The following is a 22,848-nucleotide window of genomic DNA, read 5'->3' as shown; positions in this document are numbered from 1 at the left end:
GGCCCCACCGATGACCACCACCCAGGCCGCGACCTTCGCCCCGGGCTCCCGCATCGCCGTCCGGGACGAGGAGTGGCTGGTCCGCGGCGTGAAGACCGGCACCGCCGACGGCACCATGATCAAGGCAGTCGGCGTCTCCGAGTTCGTCCAGGACGTCGAGGCCACCTTCTTCACGGGCCTGGAGGAGATCACGCCGCTGGTGCCCGAGGAGACGGAACTCGTCCAGGACACCTCCTCCCGGTTCCGGCAGAGCCGGCTGTTCCTGGAGGCCGTGCTGCGGCGCACCCCGCTGCCCCGCACCGAGCGGGGCCTGGCCCTGGCCGACCGGTTCCTGCTCGACCCGCTGACCTACCAGCAGCGCCCCGTCGAGCTGGCCCTGTCCGGCCTGCGCCCAAGGATCCTGCTCGCCGACGTGGTCGGCCTCGGCAAGACCCTGGAGGTCGGGCTGATCCTCGCCGAGCTGATCCGCCGGGGCCGGGGCGACCGCATCCTCGTCGTGTCGCCCCAGCAGGTGCTGGAGCAGTTCCAGCGGGAACTCTGGACCCGCTTCGCCATCCCGCTGGTCCGGCTCGACTCGACCGGCATTCAGCGCATCCAGCAGGAGATCCCCGCCGGGCGGAACCCGTTCACCTACTTCAAGCGGGCCATCATCTCCGTCGACACCCTCAAGGACGCCGGCCAGTTCGGCCACCACCTCGACGCCACCACCTGGGACGCCGTCGTCATCGACGAGTCGCACAACCTCATCAACAAGGGCACCCAGCGCAACGAGCTGGCCCGCCGGCTCGCCGCGCAGACCGACGCGCTGCTGCTGGCCAGCGCCACCCCGCACAACGGTGACAAGGAGTCCTTCGCCCAACTGATCTCGCTGCTCGACCCGGCGGCCATCGCCAACGAGAAGAACTACCAGGCCAGCGACATCGCCCACCTCTACCTGCGGCGTACGAAGATCAGCCCGGAGGTGCGCGACCAGATCGGCGACCGCTGGGCCGACCGTGGCCCCTCCCAGGCGCTGCACTGCGCGGCGGGCGGCGTGGAGGAGCAGATCTTCGACGAGCTGACCGACGTGTGGCTGGCCGGCAAGTGGAGCGACGAGGCGGTCACGGGTCAGCACCGGCTCTTCCCGTACACGCTGTTGAAGTCCTTCCTCTCCTCCCACCGGGCGCTGCGCGAGACGGTGGCGAACCGGCGCGGCAAGGCCACCGGCACGGAACTGGCGGCGCTGGACCGGCTCGCGGAGCTGACCTCGGCGATGTCCGACCGGGACTCCAGCAAGCTGCGGAGGCTGGTCGAGGAGTTGGAGAAGATCGGCGTCGGCCGGGGCAGCGACCTCCGGGCGGTGGTCTTCTCCGAGCGGGTGCCGACCGTCAAGTGGCTCGCCGAGGTCGTCCCCGGCCTGCTCGGCCTCAAGCCGAACGCCGTCCGGGTGCTGCACGGCGGCGTCGCCGACTCCGACGAGCAGAAGATCCTCCAGGAGTTCGAGCTGGCCGGCAGCGACGTGCGGCTGCTCTTCACCGGCGACGTCGCCTCCGAGGGTGTCAACCTGCACCAGCAGTGCCACCATCTGATCCATTACGACGTCCCGTGGAGCCTCATCCGCATCGAGCAGCGCAACGGCCGCATCGACCGGTACGGCCAGAAGCACCAGCCGCAGTTCCGGGCGCTCATCCTCACCTCGGCCCGCGACGACGCCAAGGACGACCGCACGGTCGCCAAGAAGCTGCTCGACCGGGAGGAGACGGCCCACCGCAGCCTCGGCAGCGTCGAGGCGGCGACCGGGCTCTACGACGCCAGGGCCGAGGAGGACCGGCTCGTCCGCGACCTGCTCGCCGGCAGGTCGGTGGAGGAGTCCTACGAGGACGCCCACGCCGAGGTCGACGTGATGGCCGACCTCTTCGGCGACGTCGGCACCGCCCCCGTGACGGCGGACGTGCCCCGCGCCCGGGTGCCGAAGCTCTTCGACTCCACCCGCGACTTCGTCGACGCCGCCCTGCACGAGATCTACGAGGACCGCCCAGAGGACCACATCGACCTGCGCCGCGAGGACGAGCTGCTGACCTTCTTCGCCCCCGACGACCTGGTGCACCGGCTCACCGACCTGCCCCGCTCCTACCTGCGGGCCCACCGGGAGGGCGAGAAGCTGCGACTCAAGGTCACCTTCGATCGGGCGCTCGCCCAGCGCAAGCTCGACCAGGCCCGGCAGAGCCGGACGCCGATGTGGCCGGAGATCGCGTTCCTCAGCGACGTGCACCCGATGGTCGACTGGCTGGTGGACAAGGTGCTGATCCGCCTCGGCCGGCAGCAGGCCCCGGTGCTCACCGCCGACGTGACCGCACCGACCTATCTGATCCAGGGCGTCTACGCCAACCGCCTCGGCCAACCCACCGTGGTCCAGTGGATGGCCGTCTCCGGGCTGCCCGGGCAGCCGACCGTCCGCCCCATGGACGAGGTCCTCCGCGCGGCCGACGTCGGCCCGACCATGGTCAACCGCGCCGGGTCCGTCGCGATCGCGCCGCTGAAGGACCTGCTGCCGCAGGCCGTGGACGCCGCCCGGCGGCACCTGGAGGGCAAGCGCGACGAGTGGGCCGAGGCCAACGCCGAGCCGCTGCGCCGGCACCGCGAGCAGCTGAGGACCTTCGAGCAGGCCAGCATCCTCGACGAGTTGCCCGGCGCGCACCGCGAGAAGCGCCGCCAGCGCGTACACGCCACCGTCGCCGAGCAGCACGACCTGCTCGACCGCCTGGAAACCGCCGGCGATCCGCTGCTGCGGGTCCTCGCCGTCCTCGTCCCGTCCCCGGAGGGTGCCGCATGAGCTTCGAGTCGCTGACCAACCGCGGCGAGTACCTCTCCGCGCACTACCTGGCCGAGATCCTGCCCACCACCCTCAAGGGCGGGCTGGTCAAGCAGTGGGCCGAGCGGGAGAAGTCCGGGCAGGGCACGCCGCGCACCGGGCTGCGCGGCCTGCGCCGCCCCTACTTCGACGCGAAGGCCGAGCTGGCCGACGACGAGTTCTTCGACCCGGAGCGGCTGCGCAAGCTCCACCAGGAGCTGCTGAAGTCCCTCGGGTACGAGCCGCAGCCGAGGACCGTCACCGTCGAGCGGGCCGGCCACGCGCACGAGATCCGCGTCGCCCACGCCGAGCTGGACACCACCCACGGCATCGTCGCCCTGGACTGCGGCTGGGCCGTCGACTCCGAGGCCGCCCAGGACCCCGACGGCGCGGGCCGGCTGCTTGACCCGCTCACCCTGCCCGGCAACGAGTCCATCACCACCGGCGCGAAGCTCGCCTCCTGGCTGCTCGCCGCCGACAACCCCAAACTCCGGTACGTGCTCATCCTCAGCGGCGGCGTCGTCACCCTCGCCGACCGCAGCGCCTGGGGCGAGGGCCGCTACCTGGCCGTCAGCCTCGACACCCTGTACGCCCGCAACGACGACCGGGAGTACGACGTCGTCGCCGCCCTGTTCGGCGCCGACTCGCTGCGCCCACCCGCCGAGGGCGGCACCGAACCCCTCGCCGACCTGGTCGCCGGCTCCCGCCAGCACGCCGTCGGCGTCTCCGGCGAACTCCGCGAGGGCCTGAAGGTCTCCGTCGAGCTCATCGCCAACGAGGTCCTCGACCGCATCCGCCAGGCGGGCCACCAGCCGCAGCAGGTCATGGACCTCGACGAGCTGGCCAAGGAACTGGGCCGGGAGGCCCTGCGCTACCTCTACCGCATCCTGTTCCTGCTCTACGCCGAGGCCCGCCCCGAGTTGGGCGTGCTGCCGGTCAACGACCCCCAGTACGTCGAGGGGTACAGCCTCGCCCGCCTCGGCGACCTCGTCTCCCGCCGCCTCGCGCCGTCGGCCGAGGGCGGCACCCACCTGCACGAGTCGCTGGACCTGCTGTTCCGCATGGTCAACGAGGGCCACCGCCCGCGCGGCGGCGCGGAGGTCGAGGAAAAGGCCAGCGAGGGTGAGGGCCTGCGCTTCGAGCCGATGCGCTCGGACCTGTTCCTGCCGGAGAAGACCAAGCTCATCGGCCGGCTCATCGCCGAGCCGGGCAGCGACCCCGACGACGAGCAGGGCCCGCGGATCGACACCCGGCTGCGCAACAAGGTCCTCTACGAGGTGCTGCGCCGGCTGATGCTCACCAAGGGCGGCCGGAAGCGGCGCGGCGGCTTCATCTCGTACGCCCAGCTCGGCATCAACCAGCTCGGCGCGGTGTACGAGGGCCTGATGTCGTACACCGGTTTCGTCGCCACCGAGCAGCTCTACGAGGTCGCCAAGAACGGCGACCCGAAGGACGGCTCGTGGATGATCCCCGCCTCCAAGTCGGACGAGTACGAGGACGGCGTCTTCGTCTACAAGGAGGACCCGTACACGGGCGTCCGCAGCCGGGTCAGTTACCAGCCCGGCCAGTTCGTCTACCGGCTCGCCGGCCGGGACCGGCAGACCAGCGCCTCCTACTACACCCCGCAGTCGCTCACCGAGGTCACCGTCCAGCTCGCCCTGAAGTACCGCCTCGACCAGGACGGCACCACCACCCTGGCGCGTGAGCTGCTGGACTGGACGATCTGCGAGCCGGCGCTGGGCTCCGGCGCGTTCCTCAACGAGGCCATCAACCAGGTCGCCGCCGAGTACCTGCGCCGCCGGCAGGCCGAACTCGACGTGACCCTCGACCCGGAGGACTACCACCTCGAACTCCAGCGGGTGAAGGCGTACATCGCCCTGCACAACTGCTACGGCGTCGACCTCAACCGCACCGCCGTCGAGCTGGCCGAGGTCTCCCTCTGGCTCAACGTCATGCACGCCGGCCTCCAGGCCCCCTGGTTCGGCCTGCACCTGCAACGCGGCAACTCCCTGATCGGCTGCGGGCGCAAGACCTACGACGCGAAGCAGCTCGCCGACAAGTCGTGGCTCGGCACCGCCCCGGCGGAGAAGCCGTTCCGGGACGGGCCGATCGACGAGGGCACCATCCACCACTTCCTGCTCCCCGCCGACGGGTGGGGCGCGGTCGCGGGGGAGAAGGAGGCCCGCGAGCTGGCCCCGGCCGAAACCGCCAAGCTCAAGGCATGGCGTACGGCGATGAAGCGCACGCCGTCCGCGAAGGGGAAGAACTCACAGGTCAGCCGCTTGCAGGCGCTCGCCCGGCGGGTCGAGTTCCTGTGGGGGCTGGTGCAGCAGCGGCTCGACATCTCGGAGCGGGAGATCCGCCGGGACATCAAGGTCTGGGGCGCGGAGGACCTGCCGCCGGTGACCGGGGCGGTGGCCCGGGAGGACATTCTCGCCGACCTGACCGCGCCCGGCACGCCGTACTGGCGGCTGAAGACGCTGATGGACGTGTGGTGCGCGCTGTGGTTCTGGCCGCTGGACAAGGTCGGCCTGCTCGACGGCTCCGATGCGGCGTACCCGGCGACGCCCGTCCAGGTGTCGCACGTCAGCGAGGTGCCGGAGCACGAGGAGCCGGCTGCCTACGAGGTCGTGGACGTCTTCGGAAACGTGCAGCCGCAGCAGATGAAGCTGCCGACGAAGCCGACCGGCGGCGCGCGGCGAGTGACCGTGGCGGAGCAACTCCGTCAGCAGGTGCCGCTGACCAACCTCGACGACTGGCTTACCTTCGCCGAGGCGCTCATCGGCCGGAGTGACGCGGACGAGAACGCGGCACGGTTCTACGGTCGGGAGCTTACGAGCCTGAGCGAGATCAGCGAGTTCGAGCAGAGGCTTGACGGGGTTATCGGCGTCGACTCGCCCTGGACGCTCTCCGACCGGTTCCCCTGGCTCCTCGCCGCCGACCAGATCGCCGAACAGCAGGGCTTCTTCCACTGGGAGTTGACCTTCGTCCAAGCCTTCGCCAAGGGCGGCTTCGACCTCCAAGTCGGCAACCCGCCGTGGGTGCGGCCTCGTTGGGAGGCCGACGCTGTATTGGCTGAATCTGAGCCCTGGTTCAAACTTGTGGAAAGGGCGTCGACCGAGCAGTGGCTACGACGCGCAAAGAGCCTACTTTCTGCGAAAGATTTCCGCTTATCTTTCCTTCATGAATTCTCCAATAGCTGTGGCACTGTCGCGTTCCTGGGTTCTGTCGCAGCTTACCCTTTGCTGGTAGGGACTCAGCCCGACCTGTATCGCGCGATGATGTGTCAAGTATGGCGGAATTCAAATTCGCCAGGAACGTCGGGAATGATTCACCCAGATACGCATCTCGGTGGGGTGAAGGAAGGGGCCCTTCGGGCCGCGTCCTACGCCCGATTGAGGGTTCATGGAAGCTTTGTTAACGGATCGAACTGGGCGTTTGCTGACGCTGTGAGAAGCCTTGAATTCGGGCTACATATCTACGGCTCTCCGCAACACCCCGAGTTTAAGCATCTCAGCCGGCTCTACAGTGCCTCGACCCTCGCGTTGTCGCTAACTCATGATGGCATCGGTGAGTCACCAAGACTGAAGTTTCGCGGCAGGTGGGACGTTCGCCCGCATCGTTCCCGGGTTATTAACGTAAACGCCGATCTGTTGGCCGAGTGGCGGCTCTTGAGGCGCGAGACCGATGCCTCGTTGGAGCAAGTGCAGATCATTTATCCGATCACTGTGCATGAGGCTGGCGCTATCTCTGCTCTCGCCAAGTTCTATCGCCGGCTGGGAGAGAGTTCGCTTCAAATTAGCCGCGGCTATGACGAATCCACCGCTCGAAAGGAGGGTTTGATTCACTGGGAGCAGACCGCGCCTGAGATGCTGAGCCAGGTTGTACTTCAAGGTCCGCACTTTGGCGTTGCGCAACCCATCGTGAAGCAGCCGAGAATTCCCTGTCGTAGTAACCGTGACTGGGATTATGTGGAACTTTCTCGCCTCCCCGACGATTTTGTCCCGGTCACGAACTACGTGATGACGCAGAGTGAGGCTTTGAGTCGATCTGGCCAGGATAAATGGAATGAGCGTGCATACACGGACTACTTCCGACTGGCGTGGCGTCGAATGATTCCATTCAATACCGAGCGCTCGCTCTTTGCTGCGATCCTTCCTCCGGGCCCGGCGCATGTGAACACAATCTGTTCGATGGCGCTTTCGGACCCGTTGGTTATGGCGCTCACGGCGGGCTTTTGGGCGTCGATTCCTCTGGACTATTACCTGAGAGTCACTGGCCGTTCTGATTTGCATCCTGCAGATGTTCGTTCCATGCCAGCAGCTCAAGGGAGTCATCCCCTGGCTAACGCCCTTCTTCTTCGGACGCTTCGCTTGAACTGCCTTACCTCTGCATACAGGGACCTCTGGGAGGCGTTGTTTAGCGAGACGTGGCTGGGTGAGGGGTGGGCTGTGTTGTGGCCTTTCCAAGAATCCCTCGGTTCCGTGCATGGCTTTTGGGACTCTTGTGTGCCGATGCGTAGCGAGTACGCCCGCCGCTCCCTTCTTGTCGAGCTCGACGCGCTGGTTGCTGTGTGGTTAGGGATTGGCGTTGATGAGCTAATTGCAGTCCTGCGGTCGCGATACTCGATCTTGTCTGACCGGGAAGAAGAAATGTGGTTCGATTCTACTGGGCGTCGGGTAGCTGCCGATTCATACGCATACGGATTTGGTCAGGCGAAGGGCACCTACGAGAAACTGCTCGTATTTCTCGGCGACCCTGATTCACTGCCAGTGCCGGACGGGTATACGGCACCGTTTTACAAGGCGGACCGGGAGAACGAGTATCGGCAGGCTCATGCCGTGTTTAGCAAGCGGCTTCAGAATGCGATCGACGCTGGCTGGCAGCCGTCGTAGTTCACTGTCCTCTTCACTCCGAGGGAGAGTAGATGGCCCCGAGCAACCACCAGAAGCACCAAGCCGGGCGGCACCTTGCCGTGGCCGAGGCTCTGTTGCAGGGTTATTCGGCGAGCCTGCACGTGCGCAGAGGTTCGTGGAGATCAACGGTAGGAAGGCGGCCGTTCAGGTCGCCGCGTAGGACGCGTGGATGATCGCGGACATCGACCAGATGACGGCGGCGTCGATTGATCTCTACGTCCTCGTGGACGTTACCGATGGACGCCGAGACTTCTACGTCGTGCCCGGGGACGAGCTGCGCAGCGGAGTACGCGAGCGGCACGACGAGATTATGGCGAGCGTTGGTGGCATCCGCCCGCGCTACCCGAGTAGCCGGCACACGGCGATCCACCCGGCGAATGTGGAGGCGTGGCGGAACCGGTGGTCGCTGTTCAGTGACCCGGCCCAACCCGCGTGTGGAGACGCGGCGTCCTGACCCGGTTGCGTGACGGGAGCGCGTCCGCCGTGTCTGCCGGCCGCGCTCCCGTCTGGTGTACGGCTCAGTGCGGGGACTTGGTGGACCGGACGAAGCTGGTCCAGGCGGCGGGGGAGAAGGTGAGGCCGGGCCCGGCCGGGTCCTTGCTGTCGCGTACGGCGACGAGGCCGGGCAGGTTGTCGGCGACCTCGACGCAGTTACCGCCGTTGTCGCCGCTGCGGATACTCTTGCGCCACTGGGCGCCGGTCAGCTCAGCCATGATGGACCTCTCCGATGATCTTGTTGATCAGTTGCCTCGATTGTTGCTCATCAAGGGCGAGTGCGGTGAGGCTTGTCCATACCTCTTCGTAGATCGCGAGTTCTTCCCTGCGGTCGAGGTAGAGCGCCCCGGTCAGCGACTCGCTGTAGATGACCGAAGGCTCCGGCTCCACCCTGTTGCGAAGCGGGAAGTCCAGCATGACGAAGGGGCCGGCGACCGCGCCGAAGTGGAGACCGGCGCTGAGGGGGAGCACCCGGATCGAGACGTGCGGGAGCCTGCCTGCGTCGAGCAGGTGTCGTAGCTGTTCGACCATCGTGGCCGGGTCGCCGACGACCCGGAGCAGCACCGCCTCGGAGAGAACGACCTCGAACTGTGGTGCGGGTGGAAGGCGGCGTCCCAGTAGCGCCTGGCGTTGCAGTCGGACCTCGACCAGCCGATCGCGTTCGTCCTGAGAAATGCGCGAGCGATGCTGATAGACGCCATAAGCGTAGCCTCGGGTCTGGAGCAGCCCGGGAATCAGAGTGTCGTCGTGCTCGCGTAGCCGCGATGCGGCGGCCTCCAGACCCACGTACATCTCGAACCAGTCGGGGATGGCGTCGCCGTACGAGTGCCACCAGCCCTTGGTCTTGGTCTCGGCGGCCAGGGCGATGAGGGCGCCCATCAGCTCGTGCGTCGCCCGGTACAGCTGGCACATGCCCTGGACGTCGATGGGGCGGACGGCGCCGAGGCCGCTCTCGATGCGCCACATCTTCTGCCGGCTGCAGTGCATCGCCTCGGCGACGCCGTCGAGTGTCATGCCGGCCTCGGTGCGCAGGTCGCGTAGCGCCCGCCCGAGCTGTCGCCGGGGGACTGTCGATCCCATGTCTTCGGTCATCCGCTCCCGCCCCTCTCCGTGTTGCATTTTGTTACATGCTTCTTGGCGTCCGTGAAACACTGGAATGGTGCCCTGTGATGAGTTACGGAGGTGGGCGACCATTCAATTCGAATGCGCCTCTGACCATACAAGACACCCCCGACAAGAGCCATCACCGTGCAATTTCCATGCGGGGAGAATCGGGTTGTGGCGCGTCATCGGGCAGCGATGGCCGCCGTCACCTGCTCATCTCGGCCATGGCTGAGCAGTCCGAAGCGGACGTCCGGGTGAGATGCCCGGCGGCGGAGGTCGATAGGTTCGTTGCTTGGTATATCGGAACTACGCGGCCGACGGCAGTTACGGGACGGTGTGCAGACAGGGAGTGATCTACTGGGTCGCCCACCTCGTGGGGCATCTCAACGGTGGGTGGGCAGGAGGCTCGTCACCAGGGCACATTCCCGGCGTCGTCGAACAGCCCTCCGGTCGGGCCGTCGTCCGGCAGCGTGGCGAGCCGAATGGCGATCTTGGCGCCTTCTGCGGGCGTACTGGTTCCGTGGAAGGCGTTGAGATCGGTCGCGACGTAGCCGGGGCAGGCATTGTTGATTTTGATGTTGGTGTCGCCCAGCTCCTTGGCGTACTGGATGGTGACCGCGTTGAGGAACGTCTTCGACGGTGAGTACGCCCCGCTGACCCCGCCGAGGTCGACGCCCGGCGTGGTCTGCAAGGTCAGGGAAGCGACGTGGCTGGACTGGTTGACGATCCGCGGGCGCTCGGAGCGGCGCAGCAGCGGCAGCATCGCGTTGATGACCCGCACGACGCCGATCACGTTGGTCTCCACCACCGCCCGCATACCCTCCGGCGTAACGGTCGAGGGCTCCTCCGGCCATGCCCCGGCGACGCCGGCGTTGTTGACCAGCACGTCGAGCCGCCCGGCGCGCTCCTCGATCAGTGCGGCGGCGGCCGCAACGCTCGCGTCGTCGGTCACATCCAGGGGCACACCGAACGCATCGACGCCGGCCGCACGCAGCTTCGCCACGGCGTCCTCCCGGCGCTGCTCGTCCCGAGCCCCGATTCCGACGCTCCAGCCCAGCGCGCCGAGCCCGGCCGCGATCTCGTATCCGATTCCCTTGTTCGCGCCTGTGACCAGCGCAATTGTCTGTTCGCTCATGCCTTTGAACGTACTGGGCGGCTGGCAGGCACCAACACCGTCTGAGTCACGCAACGATACCCAGCTGGTATGGATCGGGCGGTAGTCTGAACGGGTGGAGACGCGGGAGTTGCGGTACTTCGTTGCGGTCGCCGAGGAGTTGCACTTCGGCCGGGCCGCCCAGCGCCTGGGTATCGCCCAGCCGCCGCTGTCGCGGACGATAACTCAGCTCGAGCAACGACTCGGAGTTCCGTTGCTGAAACGCACCAGCCGCAGAGTCACGCTCACTGAAGCCGGATCAGTGCTGCTGGCCGAAGGCCGGGCGATCCTCGGCGCGCTGGCCGCAGCCGAGCGGCGCACCCAGCATGCCGCGACGAGTCGGCCCTCGCTCGTCCTGGCCGCCAAGGCCGGCGCCTCCGGCGAACTACTGGCAAAGTTGCTCGACGCGTACGCCGCCGAGCCGGGTGCCGTCGCCGTCGACCTGCTGCTCTGCGAATCCCAGCCCCAGCAAACGCTGCATGACGGCCAGGCCGACGTGGCACTACTGCATCAACCCTTCGACTCGACGGCCGAACTCGACACCGAAATCCTGAACACCGAGGGACAGGTCGCCATCCTTCCCACCTCGCATCCACTCGCCGGCAGATCCCACGTCCGGACAGCGGATGTCAGTTCACTGTCGGACCTCCCGCTTGCTCGCTGGCCCGGCCCCGGCGGCGCCTACCCCGAAGGCCCCGGCGCGGAGGTACGCAACCAGACGCAGCTCTTCCAGCTGATCGCGCTTGGCCGCACCACCGTGGTCATGCCCGAATCCTGCCGAGCCAACCTGCTCGAAGGCCTGGCCGCCGTGCCGGTTCTAGACGCGCCGACCGTGACGACCGTCATCGCCTGGCCGCCACACAGCCGCTCCCGAGCACTCGCCGACCTGGTCCGCGTAGCCACACGCCTCTGAGCCTCCGCTCCCCCAGCCCCGCCGACTGCCAAGGCGAGGTGCCCGGCCTCGACCCGCTGGCCTTCCCGGTGGCCCTGACCGAGAAGACGCTGCTGCGGGCTCGGCAACGCGAATGCGGGGTGGACGTCGCCGTCGTCGAGGATGCCTTCGCGCACCACGAGGAGCTGCTCGACGCCATCGACGCCGCCAAGGCGTCGCTCGACGGATAGCGGCGCAGCACCGGCCGACGGCGTGCGCTACGCGGGCGCGCTCGTCGCCGTGCGGGGCCGGGCGCGGAAGGTGCTGCGGTACGCCTGCGGCGCCACCCCGCTGATTCGCTTGAACTGGACGCGGAAGTGCGCCGGCGAGGCGAAGCCGACGAGGTGCGCGATCCGGTCGACGCCGTGATCGGTGCTCTCCAGCAGCTCCTGCGCCCGGCGGACGCGCACGGCGGTGACCCACTGCATCGGGGTGCGGCCGGTCTCCTCGTGGAAGCGGCGGTTGAGCGTGCGCACGCTGAGCCCGGCATGGGCGGCCACATCGGCCAGGGTCAGCCCCTCGCAGGCGTGCAGTTCCAGCCACTGCAGGACCGCGCCGAGGCCGATCTCGGTGCCGCCCGCCCCGGGGCGCACGATGAACTGCGCCTGCCCGCCGTCGCGGTGCAGTGCCGCCACGGCCTGCCGGGCGGCGTCGGCGGCGACTGCGGCACCGTAGTCGCGGCGCACGAGGTGCAGGCACATGTCGACGCCCGCCGTCGCCCCGGCCGAGGTGACGAACTGGCCCGCGTCGACGTACAGCACCTCGGGGTCGACCCGCACGGCCGGGAACGCCGCGCGCAACCGCTCGGCGGCGGCCCAGTGCGTGGTGGCCCGCCGGCCGTCGAGCAGCCCGGCGGCGGCGAGCGTGAACGCGCCGACGCAGATCGAGGCGATGCGGGTGCCGGCGGCCGCAGCGGCCCGCAGTGCGCCCAGTGCCGCAGCGGGCACCGGCGCGGCCGGATCGTACCGGCCGGGCACGATCACGGTGTCGGCGCCCGCGAGCGCGTCGAGGCCGTGGTCGACGGCCAGTCGCAGCGGGCCGGCGTCGACCGTGGGCTCGCTGCCGCAGACCAGCACCCGGTAGCCGGCCCGACCGTCCGGCAGCCGCACCCGGCCGAACACCTCGATCGGCGTGGCGAGGTCGAACGCGATCGTGTCCGGTAGCGCCAGGACGAGCACGGTGTGCACGGCGACACTCCTCGGTCGAAGGGCGCGGCAGGAAACAGTCGAACGATGGCAATCTTGCCACTGGTCGCGTCGACCGGTGACGCCGAGGATCAGAGCCATGTTGGTGCAGATCGTGTTGTTCGACGGGTTCGACCCGCTCGATGTCATCGCCCCCTTCGAGGTCCTCGCGGCCGGAAGCGACGCGGCCGGAGGTGCCCTGACCCTGGAGCTCGTCTCCGCCGAGGGCCGGCGGGACGTGGTCAGTGGCACCTGCGGCCTGCTGCTGCGGGCGACCGGGAAGCTGGACCCGGACCGACCGGGCTACGTCGTCGTACCCGGTGCCAGCGGGCCCACGGTCGGCGACCCCGACCAGGGCGCGGTGACGATCCCCGTACTGCTGGCCCGATTCGCCGAGTCGGCGGTCGTGCCGCTGCTGCGCGCCGCCCTCCACAACCCCGACGTCACGGTCGCGGCCGTCTGCGGCGGGTCGCTCGCCCTGGCCATGGCCGGCCTGATCGACGGCCGCCACGCGGTGACCCACCACCTCGGCATGGACGTGCTCGACGCGACGGGCGTCCGCGCGATTCAGGCCCGGGTCGTCGACGACGGCGACCTCGTCACCGCCGGTGGCGTCACGTCCGGCCTGGACCTCGGGCTGCACATCCTGGAGCGCGAGTTCGGCCCGCGCGTCGCGCACGCCGTCGAAACCCTCTTCGAGTACGAACGGCGCGGCATCGTGTGGCGCAATGCCGGCCTCGCGCCCGTCACGGTCTGAAGGGAGGCGCTCGTGCACCCCATTCTCGGCACCTGGGACGTCAGCCTGAAGACCCCGATCGGCACCCTGCGCGCCACCTATGTCTTCGACGACGTCAGCGGCGCGCTCACCGGCACCGCGTCGACCGCGTCGGAGACCGTGGCGCTGGCCGCACTCGTCTGCGACGGCCCCCGGGTGACCTGGCGGCAGTCGGTGACCCGCCCGATGCGCCTCAATCTCGACTTCGACGTGGTCGTGGATGGCGCCACCCTGACCGGTCACTCCCGCGCGGGGCGCCTGCCCCGTACCGCGGTTACCGGCACCCGCCGCGATCAGGCGTCCCGAGACATCCGAAGTTAGGCCACGGCCGAGTTGTCCCGGCAGGAACCGTCGTCGTGCTCGGACAACGAATGCGGCAGGGCCGCTCGGCGATCCCGAAGTCCACGCACCCCCGACGTCCCTCAGGTTCGGTGGGTGTTGCGCCGCGCCACCCGCAGGTTCTCGCCGATGTCGCGCACCAGCGGGTCGTGCGGTCCGAAGGCCTGGGCAGCCACCTGGTAGCTGGATTCGAGCAGTTCCAACGCGGCCCGGGCGTCGCCGGCCATGAACAGCGACACGCCGAGGGTCTTGGCCGTGGCCAGGGAGGCCGGATGCGCCTCGCCGAGCTTGCGCTGCTGGCGTCGCAGGGCTTCCCGCAGCACCGGCAGCCCCTCGCCCCACTGGTGGATCAGCACCAGTGCGCACCCAAGGTTGTAGGCGTACATCAGTGTCGTCGGATGGCTGCGGCCGAGGCTGGCGGCGGCCCGGCGGTGAGCTTCGCGGTGCCGGTCGGCCGACTCGACCGGCCGCCGGAGGCGGAACAGCGCGGACCCGAGCCGGTCGAGGGTACACAGGGTCTCGGGATGATCCGGACCCAGTTGGCGCTCGCAGTCGGCCAGCAGGGTGTGCCAGGCGCGTTCGGCGAGCGCGTACTGGCCGGCGTCGAAGAGGGCCAGCGCGGCCCGGGCGCGCCGGTCCAGGTCGGCGGGCAGCGGCTTGGGTCGGGACGGCAGGAATCTCATCCGGTGCTCCTCGGTCGCTACACGGGCCCGGCCTTGCCGAGCCGGTCGTCGAGCGCCCGCCCCTCGGCGGGGCTCGGCTCGGCACCGGCCAGCGGCTGGCCGAGTGCCTCCGCCAGGTCACGCAGGCGCAGGTCGAGCGCGGATTCGATCAGCTCGGCCAGCTCGGCCAGCGTGTCGCGCAGGCGACGCCAGGCGGTCAGCAGCATCCCCGCACCGACCAGCAGCGCAGGCCACCACCGCAGCCCGAGCAACAGGTACGGCACCGCCCAGCCGACCAGCGCGACGGCCTCGCCGTAGCGGGTCCGCACGTCGGTGATCGGGCGGCGGGAGTCCTCGTCCAGCAGCAGCCACAGCCGTGGCCACACCAGCGCCGCGCTGAGGTGGTACTGCGCCCGCGCCCGCACCTCCACCAGCCGGGCCCGGTCGCCCAGCCAGGTGGGACGCTGCGGCAGGTACGCGGCGACGACCGGCGCGTCGGCGCGGCGCGCGGCGGCGAGCGCCCGGGAGCGCCGTGACCACCGGGTACGGGTGATCAGGTCACCGGTGAGGAAGCGCTCGCGCAGCCACCAGCGCTGGGCGAGCCGACCGAGGCCGGGTGCAGCCGTGCCGGCCAGCCCCGCCGCGACGAAGGCGGCGGCCAGCGTGACCACCAGCCGTCCCGGATCCGCCGCCAGGTCGCGGCCCGCCCGCCCGGTCGTCGCGGCGAGGTGGTCCACGTCGAACGGGCGGGTGTGACCGAGCGCGGCGGCGACCGCCGCGACGGCGACCAGCAGCAGACCCGGCAGCAGGACCGCAGTCAGCCAGCGGCCGTTGACCCGCTTGCCGACCTCGGTGAGGACGCCGATCATGCCGGCCGCATCGGGGTGTCGAAGGCGGGGCAGCGGGGCGGGTGGCCGTGCTCGTCACGGGTGGCGCGGCGGGCGCACCGGTCCCGCGGGCAGGTGTAGTTCCCCGCACCGACACCCGGCGCGTGGGCCAGCCCCGGCAGCCCGGCCAGCCCGGCCGTCGGTCGGTCGGACCAGCCGCGCAGCTCCCCGGCGGCGTCGCGTGGCTGCCACTTGAGCAGCGCCTGCCGCGCGGAGCCGCCCGCCCGGACCCGCTCGGCGTCGCGGTCGAGCCGGTCCAGCACGCCGTTGGCCCGGGCCTGCTCGCGCAGCGCGGGCAGTAGGGCGCACCACACGGCCAGGACGTCTACATCGGACTGCACCTGAGTGGCCTCCCCGGTCCGTTGTGGGCGCCTGAGTCTATCGAGCTTGCTCTACCCTGGGTGTCACGCCGACCACGGGAGGTTGCGCGGTGTTTCGACGACGCGACCGGCCAGCGGGTGACGAGGACCGGATCGGTGCCGCGCTGCGGGAGGTCCGGGGCTGGCTCGCCCGGTTCCGTGAGTCCGGCCGGGCCGCCGACCTCGACGAGGCGGTGGCCGCAGGAGTGTATGCGCTGGCGCTCTGTCCCGCCGACGCGCCGGAGCGGTTCGCCGCCCTGCTCGTCATCGGCGAGGCGCGGAAAGCGCGCGCTGAGGTCGCCGATTCACCCGAGGACCTCGCGGGCTGCGTCGAGGTCTACCGGGAGCTGGCCCGGCTGGCCCCGGTGGAGCAGCCCGACCTGACGGGCGTTTTCCTGTACTCCTTCGCCGGCCTGTCGCTGCGGCTGGGGGTCGTCACAGGCGTACAACGCCACGTCGAGGACGCCGTGCTCGCCGCCCGGGAGCTCAACGCCCTCGGCGCGTCGACCGGCACAGCCCCGATGCACGCCGCGGCGGCCGAGCTGCTGGGGCAGGCGGTGCTGCTGCTGCCCGTCGACCATCCCGACCGCGCCGCGTTGGCCGCCCTGCGCGGCTCCGCCCTGATCCAGTGGACGGAACGCACCGGCGACGTGTCGCGGATCGGCGAGGCCACCGAGGAGGTGGAAAGGGCGGTGCGGCTGTGCCCGGCCGGTGATCCCAACCGCCTGCCGTTCGTGGCTCTGCTCAGCGGCGTACACCTGTTGCGCTACCAGCAGACGGGCAGCGCGGAGGCGCTCGACGCGGTGCTGCGGTCCACCCGCGAGGTGCTCGACCTGTACCCGGCGGAGCATCCCGTGGCGATGGCCAAATTGCACAACCTGGGCCTGCTGCACCGTGACCGCTACCGGCTGACCGGCGATGTGGCCGACCTGGACACTGCCGCGCACCACCTGCGGCTGGTCGCCGAGCGGACAGCGGACGACACGACACGCGCGTCGGCCGAGGGTGCGCTGGCCGAGATCGTCGACCTGCGGGGTCCGCAGTTCCCGGTGCGCGTACCCCCCGACCTGCAGTTCGTCGCCGGCCCCGGCTCCACGCCACTGCGCCCGGCGGCCGAGGTCGCCGTCGACGACCTCGAGGATCTGGCCCGGCACAGCGCGGCGCTCGCCGGCCTACTCGACTCGTACGAGCGCACCGGCGACCTCGCCCTGCTGGAGCGCGTCTGCGACGACGGGCACACCCTGCTGGCGCGGTTGCCCGCCGGTCATCCGGCCCGTCCGATGATCGCCATTCCCCTGGGCCCGGCGCTGATGCGCCGTTTCGAGGCGCACGGGCTGGCCGCCGACCTGGACGAAGCGGTCGATCTGCTGTGTGAGGCCGTCGACCGCCCCGCGTTGAGCCCCACGCACCTCCGCGGTGAGCTGATCAACCTCGCCGCGGCCCTGATCAACCGGTTCCTACGCGACCGCGACGTGGCGGACCTCGACGAGGCGATCGCACACAGCCGCCGCGCCGTGGAGCTGGCCGAGCGGGAGGATCCGAGTCGTGCCCGCTACCTGCTCACGCTGGGCACCGCGCTGGTCTACCGGTCGCAGCACACCGGGCGGCGCTTTGACCTGGACGAGGCGATCGAGGTGGGGCAGGCGGCCCTGGCAGCCGCCGGCACTGGGGACGACGCCAACCTGGCGCGGGCAAACCTCGGCAACCGGCTGCGCCATCGCTTCCGTCTCGGGCGCAACCCGGACGACCTGGACGCGGCGGTGACCCACCTGCGCGCGGCGGCGGCAGTCGATCCGAACCCGAACACACGGCTCAACCTCGCTCTTGCCCTGCGGGACCGTGGCCCGGAGCGCCGCGATGATCTGCTCGAGGCGGTCGACGAGTTCGGCGACGTCCTCGCCGCGGTGCCGCCGGGCTCGCCGGCCCACCTGACCGCCCGGTTGGGCCTGGCCCAGGTGCTTGGTGACCTCGGTCGCGCCGAGGAGGCCCTCGCCGTGCTTGACGGGGTGGCGGAGGTGGGCCCCGACCGCTCCTTCGACCGGATGGACGCGCTGGTGATGCTCGCCGGGCTCCGGGCCGAGCTCGCCGCCGACGGTCGCGCCGGGTGGAACGACGCCGCCCGGGCCTACGGCGATGCCGTGGCGCAGCTGCACCTGACCGTGTGGCGGGGGATCGGGGCCGCGGACCGCGACACGCTGGTCAAGCGCTGGGCGAGCGTCGCGTGCGACGCCGCAGCCGCGGCGATCGCCGCCGGCACCCCCCGGCGGGCGGTGGAGTTGCTCGACCACGGACGGTCCCTGTGGTGGGGGCAGGTGCTGGACGGCCGGGCCGAGCTGACCGCGCTGCGCGCGGCCCATCCGGACCTCGCCGACCGACTCGCCGCACTGCGCGAGGACCAACCGGTGGGCACCGACGGGTCGGCTGACGCCGCGCGCCGGCGCCGTTCGGCACGGGGGTGGGACGAGGCCGTCGCGGCCGTACGCGCCCGGCCCGGATTCGCCAACTTCCTGCTGCCCACGCCGTTCGTCGAGCTGGCGCAGGCGGCGACCGACGGCCCGGTGGTGCTGGTCAACGTGAGCCGCCACCGGTGCGACGCGCTCGTGCTGACCGAGCGGGACGTCCACGTCGTGCCGCTGCCGGAGCTGAGCGCGGCGCAGGCCGACGAGCGCACCGGTCGATACCTCGAGACGGTGGCCCAGGTCGGCGTCGGCGGCCTCTCGTCGGGGCCCCGCGAGCAGGTGCTGCTGGGCTACCTGGAGTGGCTGTGGGACGTGGTCGCGGCCCCGGTGCTCGCGGCCCTGCCACCGTCGGTGACGAGGCTGTGGTGGTGCCCGACGGGCCCGCTCGCCCTGGCCCCGCTGCACGCCGCCGGCTATCACGATCCCGACGACCAGCCCGTAGGGCGCGCGGTGCTCGACCGGGTGGTCTCATCGACCACCTCGACCGTGCGGTCGCTGCGCCATGCCCGCCGGCCGTCACGGTCGTCGGAGCACCGACTCCTGGTGGTGGCCTGCGCCGAGCGGCCCGGCTACGTCACCGGGCTGCCCGACCTGCCCGCCGCAGCCCGGGAGGCCGACCTGCTACGGTCCCGCTTTCCCGACGCCATGGTCCTGAGCGGAGCGTCGGCCACCCTTGCCCGGGTGACGGAGCTGCTGGCTGGGCAGACCTGCGCCCACTTCGCCTGCCACGGCGACGTCGGCTCGGAGGGTCGGGCCGCGCTGTTCCTCGCCGACGCCCCGCTCACCATCACGGACCTTGCGCGGTTGGATCTCTCCGACGCGCACCTGGCGGTGCTGTCGGCCTGCCACACCGCCATGGGCGGCGCTGAACTGCCCGACGAGGCCAGCCACCTGGCCGCCGCCCTCCAGGTGGCTGGGTTCCGCCAGGTCGTCTCCACGCTGTGGGCGATCGGCGACGACACCGCGGCTGCCGTGGCTGCCGAGCTGTACGACGTGCTTACCGCCCAAGGCGGCGCACTCGACCCGTCCCGGTCGGCGGAGGCGCTGCACGGGGTGACGGCGCGGCTGCGCCGGCAGGATCCGTACCAGCCGAGCCGGTGGGCACCGTTCATCCACCACGGCCCGTGAACACGGAGGTTCGCTCCGGTGGAAAGCGGATAGACACTGATCGCCAACGTCCCGCCGCCCCGCGACAAGCGCGGTGGCAACCTCAGGCCGCCGTGGCGCCGCCGTCCACCGGCAGGATGACGCCGGTGACCGCGGAGGCCGCGTCCGAGCAGAGGTAGAGGAACGCGTCGGCGATCTCATCGGCCACCATCAGGCGGTTCATCGGGTGGGCTCCGGCCGCTCCCGCGTACACCTCGGGGGTGACCGCCGCCCGCATGCCGGGCGTCTCGATGACGCCCGGGGCCACCGCGTTGATCCGGATGTTGTCCTGGGCGTACTGGGTGGCGGCGGTCCGGGTGAGATGGATGCCGCCGGCCTTGGCCGCGCCGTACGCGGTCGAGGCGCCGGGGAAGACCATCATGCCGGCCACCGAGACGGTGTTTGCGATGACACCGCCGCCCTGCTTGAGCATCTGCTCGATCTCGTACTTCATCGCGTAGAAGGTGCTGCGCAGGCTGACCGACAGGGTGCCTTCGAACGCCGCCGCCGGGGTCTCGTGCAGCTTCAACCCCACCCGGTCGCCGCCGGCCATGTTCCCGACGTTGTTGATGGCCACGTCGAGGCGGCCGTAGGTGGCCACGACCGTGGCGATCAGCCGCTGCACGTCCTGCTCGTCGGTGGCGTTCGAGACGGTGAAGAGCACGTCGTGGCCGGCCGCCTTGAGCTCGGCGGCGAATCCCTCGCCGAGCTTGCCGTCGAGGTCGGTGAAGACGACCTTGGCACCCTCGGCGGCGAACTTCAGCACCGTCGCGCGCCCGACGCCCGCCGCGCCTCCGGTGACCAGAACGACCTTGTTCTCGTACCTCATGGTGACTCCCTGCCTGATCAAGAAAACCCTTCTTCCGCAGGCTGCGCCGTGGTGGCAGTTCTGTCAACAGCCTCGAAGACTAGAGCCCATAATCACACATATTTGCAGGTCAAGCCATTCTGACCTACGCGGCATAGCTGCCACGAACGCGCTGATATGCTCGACTCGTGCAGCTTTCGACGGAGGACGGCCCTCGGCGGCAGCGCCAGCTCGCCACCCGGCAGGCGATCGAGGCCGCCGCGCTGCGGCTGTTCCGGTCGAAGGGCTACCAGACGACGACGGTTGACGAGATCGTCGCCGAGGTCGGCATCTCCCAGCGCACCTTCTTCCGCCACTTCGACTCGAAGGAAGCGGTTCTCTTCGGCGAGTGGCAGTGGCAGCTCGACGAACTGGTCCGTCAGGTCGAGCAGGCCGACCCGGCCCTGGACCCGCTGCGGGCAGTCCGCGCCGCGGTGCTGAGCCTCGCGCACGGCCTGGACCGCGACCGCCAGGCCGTGATGCTGCGGTCCCGGCTCTCCACGAGTTCGGCTCCGGTGAGCAGCTACTTTCGGCAGAAGCTTCAGCCCGCCTGGGAACAGACGGTCGCGGAGGCCCTGGCGGCACGACTCGGCTGCGAGATCGACATGGACCTGCGGCCCCGCACCCTCGCGGGTGCGGCGATCGGCGCACTGAACGCCGCGATCGCGATCTGGGTGGCCGGCGACTGCGTCGGCCTGCTGCCCGACCTGACGGAGAAGGCCTTCGACGTCCTACGCCCCGAACGGGGCAGAACCGACCTCGACGCCACCTGACGCCCTCGACACGCCTGGCCAAGAGCCGCTGGCGCATCGAGCACGACTACCGCCAACTCAAGACCGATCTCGGCCTTGACCACTAGGACGATTCGCCACACGTCCACGCACGTCACGCACGCTATCCCCAAGATCAGACCGTGCGGTCGACGTCGTGCCGCGTACCATCGCGCAGGCCGCGTGGTCCCCACTTGGTCCCCGGGACTCTGACACGCTCGACGACCTCAGCACACGGTTTAGGAATGGAGTATGGGCCGAGCTGGGCCCGGCCCACTGGCCTGCATCGCTAGAGCACCCTTCAGGGCGCTTGACCAAGATCAATCCGTACATGGTCCGAGCAACCGGCACGGGCGCTGCGGGCTGCCCGAGGGCGGCCAGAGGCCGCCCGCAGGGCGAGGCCGCAGGGCGAGGCCGCAGGGCGAGGCCGCAGGGCGAGGCCGCAGGGCGAGGCCGCAGGGCGAGGCCGCAGGGCGAGGCCGCAGGGCGAGGCCGCAGGGCGAGGCCGCAGGGCGAGGCCGCAGGCGCGGAAAGGCAAGCCCCGGAGTTGGCCCCTGCCTTGCAAAGATCAAGACGGCTGTCTGCCTGGATCGGTGACTGCCGCTGAGCTGCTCGCCGTGTCGCCTGCCATCGGCCCCGGACGGTATCCGTCGGCGGGCTTGGCTGTACGAATGGCTGTACTGACCGCTCTACTCGGCCGGCTCCATGACCTTGGACGGCTCTCGGAGTATGGCGGGCAGCTCACCCAAGGTATGGATAACCGGCCCGCCCCAGCTGGGGTCGGTGTCGTTGTGCTCCGTGGTCCGGAAGACGGTCATACCGACCGCTGCCGCCCCGGGCAGCTCACCGTTTGAGCCGTCGCCGACGAAGAAGCACTCCGCCGGCTCGACCCCCAGGCGCTCGGCAGCAAGGTGATAGATCGCCGGGTCGGGTTTGGCCAGCCCTACATCGCAGGAGAAGATCGCGACATCGAACCGTCGGGCAAGCGGACTCTGCGGCCACGGCTCGGAGGTGTCCGAGGTGGCGTTGCTGATGAGGGCCAGCGGACGACCATCGGCGCGTAGCGCGTCGAGCACGTCGAGGGTGGCGGGCGAGACGCTGTCCAGCATCCGGCGTCCGAGGGCTCGCCGATGCTCACCGGCCCGTGCCACCTGGGCGTCGGTCGGTGTGCCGCCGAGGCGTCCGGCGAGGATGCGGATGGTCTCCTCCACGTCCCACCGGACCAGCCGGTCCCGCCAGGTGGCGTGGTACGCGGCGACCAGCTCGGCCGGAGCCACGCCGACCATGACCGCCATTTCGCCGACTACCCGGTCACGCTCCTCGTCGGCCCCTTGGATCAAGGTATGGAAGAGGTCGAAGATCACTGGTCGAGACATCTCAGCATCCTACTGAGATCATCACCGTTGTTACCTTTCTTGCCATCCCGCCAGCCACGAACCGGAACCGTTCGGCAACTCCATCTCGGAGTCGTCTGGCCCCCGCCGGAGGCAAAGCCCTTATCGGCCGGCGCGCCGGCCGATGCCGGCGCTTGCGCCGCCAGCAGGCCGAGCGCGGCCGGCGCGGCCCGCTTGCGGGCCGCCTTGATCCAGAAGACGAACAGCTCGGCAGATGACCCGGGTAGCCACCTGAAACTTGACCAGCGGTCAAGGAGCGCTACCAGACGGCGCACTTGACCGCAGTGGTCCCCAAGAACCCAAGAAGGCCGACCCGATTACTCGAATCAGCCTTCTGACCTGCGGTTACATCCTGTCGGGACGGCCGGATTCGAACCGACGACCCCTTGACCCCCAGGACGCTTCGCCACACGTCCACGCACGTCACACACGCTATGCCCATGATCAAGCCGTTCGGCCGACAGCGCACCGTCCATTAGCGCGGACAACGTGTGGTCCCTGCGTGGTCCCCAGTCCGGCGCACCGGCAAGCCTGCTGCTGTGGTACGTAACCAGCGTGCGCGCCACCTAGCCAGCCGCTCGCTTCGCAGACCCAGCC

The 22,848-nt window shown here is 70.0% G+C and carries 18 protein-coding genes; 9 read left to right on the top strand and 9 right to left on the bottom strand.

Annotated elements, in window-relative coordinates; translation table 11 throughout:
* Nucleotides 1-10: 10 nt before the first annotated feature.
* From GVV04_RS01035 to GVV04_RS01025, 3 genes are all read left to right on the top strand, one after another.
* Nucleotides 11-2,812 (top strand): DEAD/DEAH box helicase, encoded by a 2,802-nt coding sequence (locus GVV04_RS01035; RefSeq protein WP_161683836.1) that lies wholly within the window; start codon nt 11-13, stop codon nt 2,810-2,812.
* Complete coding sequence (locus tag GVV04_RS01030) at nt 2,809-7,725, top strand: DNA methyltransferase family protein (RefSeq protein WP_161683835.1); 4,917 nt, start codon at nt 2,809-2,811, stop codon at nt 7,723-7,725. The genes GVV04_RS01035 and GVV04_RS01030 overlap by 4 nt, the downstream gene beginning before the upstream one ends.
* A 190-nt stretch (nt 7,726-7,915) precedes the next feature.
* Nucleotides 7,916-8,200 (top strand): hypothetical protein, encoded by a 285-nt coding sequence (locus GVV04_RS01025; RefSeq protein ID WP_161683834.1) that lies wholly within the window; start codon nt 7,916-7,918, stop codon nt 8,198-8,200.
* 64 nt (nt 8,201-8,264) lie between these two features.
* Here GVV04_RS01025 and GVV04_RS01020 read toward each other — a convergent pair whose 3' ends face one another.
* The 3 genes from GVV04_RS01020 to GVV04_RS01010 all read right to left on the bottom strand — a co-directional run bounded on the left by GVV04_RS01020 (nt 8,265) and on the right by GVV04_RS01010 (nt 10,480).
* Complete coding sequence (locus GVV04_RS01020) at nt 8,265-8,459, bottom strand: DUF397 domain-containing protein (protein WP_161683833.1); 195 nt, start codon at nt 8,457-8,459, stop codon at nt 8,265-8,267.
* On the bottom strand, nt 8,452-9,333 hold the full coding sequence (locus GVV04_RS01015) for a helix-turn-helix domain-containing protein (protein ID WP_161683832.1): 882 nt from the start codon (nt 9,331-9,333) through the stop codon (nt 8,452-8,454). Before GVV04_RS01015 ends, GVV04_RS01020 begins: the two co-directional genes overlap by 8 nt.
* A gap of 421 nt (nt 9,334-9,754) precedes the next feature.
* Nucleotides 9,755-10,480, bottom strand: coding sequence for an SDR family NAD(P)-dependent oxidoreductase (locus GVV04_RS01010; RefSeq protein WP_161683831.1), 726 nt, complete (start codon nt 10,478-10,480; stop codon nt 9,755-9,757).
* A 94-nt stretch (nt 10,481-10,574) separates the two neighbouring features.
* Between GVV04_RS01010 and GVV04_RS01005 the strand changes: the two genes are divergently transcribed.
* A complete protein-coding gene (locus GVV04_RS01005) occupies nt 10,575-11,411 on the top strand; it encodes a LysR family transcriptional regulator (RefSeq protein WP_161683830.1) in 837 nt (278 codons plus the stop codon).
* Between the two features lie 38 nt (nt 11,412-11,449).
* On the top strand, nt 11,450-11,620 hold the full coding sequence (locus GVV04_RS01000; RefSeq protein WP_161683829.1) for a hypothetical protein: 171 nt from the start codon (nt 11,450-11,452) through the stop codon (nt 11,618-11,620).
* Between the two features lie 27 nt (nt 11,621-11,647).
* Here the strand turns inward: GVV04_RS01000 and GVV04_RS00995 are convergent, their stop codons facing one another.
* Nucleotides 11,648-12,616, bottom strand: a complete 969-nt coding sequence (locus GVV04_RS00995; protein ID WP_161683828.1) for a GlxA family transcriptional regulator — start codon at nt 12,614-12,616, stop codon at nt 11,648-11,650.
* Nucleotides 12,617-12,713: 97 nt separating this feature from the next.
* Here GVV04_RS00995 and GVV04_RS00990 point away from each other — a divergent pair, with 97 nt between their 5' ends.
* Together GVV04_RS00990 and GVV04_RS00985 are read left to right on the top strand one after the other, a co-directional pair.
* Nucleotides 12,714-13,370, top strand: coding sequence for a DJ-1/PfpI family protein (locus tag GVV04_RS00990; protein ID WP_161683827.1), 657 nt, complete (start codon nt 12,714-12,716; stop codon nt 13,368-13,370).
* A gap of 12 nt (nt 13,371-13,382) precedes the next feature.
* Nucleotides 13,383-13,709: a hypothetical protein gene (locus GVV04_RS00985; RefSeq protein ID WP_161683826.1), complete on the top strand. Its 327-nt coding sequence runs from the start codon at nt 13,383-13,385 to the stop codon at nt 13,707-13,709.
* Between the two features lie 101 nt (nt 13,710-13,810).
* Here GVV04_RS00985 and GVV04_RS00980 read toward each other — a convergent pair whose 3' ends face one another.
* The 3 genes from GVV04_RS00980 to GVV04_RS00970 are packed head-to-tail and all read right to left on the bottom strand — an operon-like array spanning nt 13,811 to nt 15,617.
* Nucleotides 13,811-14,410, bottom strand: coding sequence for a tetratricopeptide repeat protein (locus tag GVV04_RS00980; protein ID WP_161683825.1), 600 nt, complete (start codon nt 14,408-14,410; stop codon nt 13,811-13,813).
* Between the two features lie 17 nt (nt 14,411-14,427).
* Entirely contained in the window at nt 14,428-15,258 is an 831-nt protein-coding gene (locus GVV04_RS00975) for a hypothetical protein (protein WP_161683824.1), read from the bottom strand.
* Nucleotides 15,255-15,617 carry a hypothetical protein gene (locus GVV04_RS00970; protein WP_161683823.1) on the bottom strand — a complete coding sequence of 121 codons (363 nt, stop codon included), beginning with the start codon at nt 15,615-15,617 and terminating at the stop codon, nt 15,255-15,257. The genes GVV04_RS00975 and GVV04_RS00970 overlap by 4 nt, the downstream gene beginning before the upstream one ends.
* Before the next feature lie 89 nt (nt 15,618-15,706).
* On the opposite strand from GVV04_RS00970, the gene GVV04_RS34205 reads away from it, so the two are divergent.
* A complete protein-coding gene (locus GVV04_RS34205) occupies nt 15,707-19,222 on the top strand; it encodes a CHAT domain-containing protein (protein WP_161683822.1) in 3,516 nt (1,171 codons plus the stop codon).
* 82 nt (nt 19,223-19,304) lie between these two features.
* Here GVV04_RS34205 and GVV04_RS00960 read toward each other — a convergent pair whose 3' ends face one another.
* Complete coding sequence (locus GVV04_RS00960; protein WP_161683821.1) at nt 19,305-20,069, bottom strand: SDR family NAD(P)-dependent oxidoreductase; 765 nt, start codon at nt 20,067-20,069, stop codon at nt 19,305-19,307.
* A 167-nt stretch (nt 20,070-20,236) separates the two neighbouring features.
* On the opposite strand from GVV04_RS00960, the gene GVV04_RS00955 reads away from it, so the two are divergent.
* Nucleotides 20,237-20,860 carry a TetR/AcrR family transcriptional regulator gene (locus GVV04_RS00955; protein ID WP_161683820.1) on the top strand — a complete coding sequence of 208 codons (624 nt, stop codon included), beginning with the start codon at nt 20,237-20,239 and terminating at the stop codon, nt 20,858-20,860.
* A 686-nt stretch (nt 20,861-21,546) separates the two neighbouring features.
* Here the strand turns inward: GVV04_RS00955 and GVV04_RS00950 are convergent.
* On the bottom strand, nt 21,547-22,233 hold the full coding sequence (locus GVV04_RS00950; protein ID WP_161683819.1) for an HAD family hydrolase: 687 nt from the start codon (nt 22,231-22,233) through the stop codon (nt 21,547-21,549).
* Between the last annotated feature and the right edge of the window lie 615 nt (nt 22,234-22,848).

It is taken from the genome of Micromonospora rubida, assembly GCF_009908295.1.
GTDB classification, from domain to species: domain Bacteria; phylum Actinomycetota; class Actinomycetes; order Mycobacteriales; family Micromonosporaceae; genus Micromonospora; species Micromonospora rubida.
This window is presented reverse-complemented; position numbering and strand designations above follow the sequence as displayed.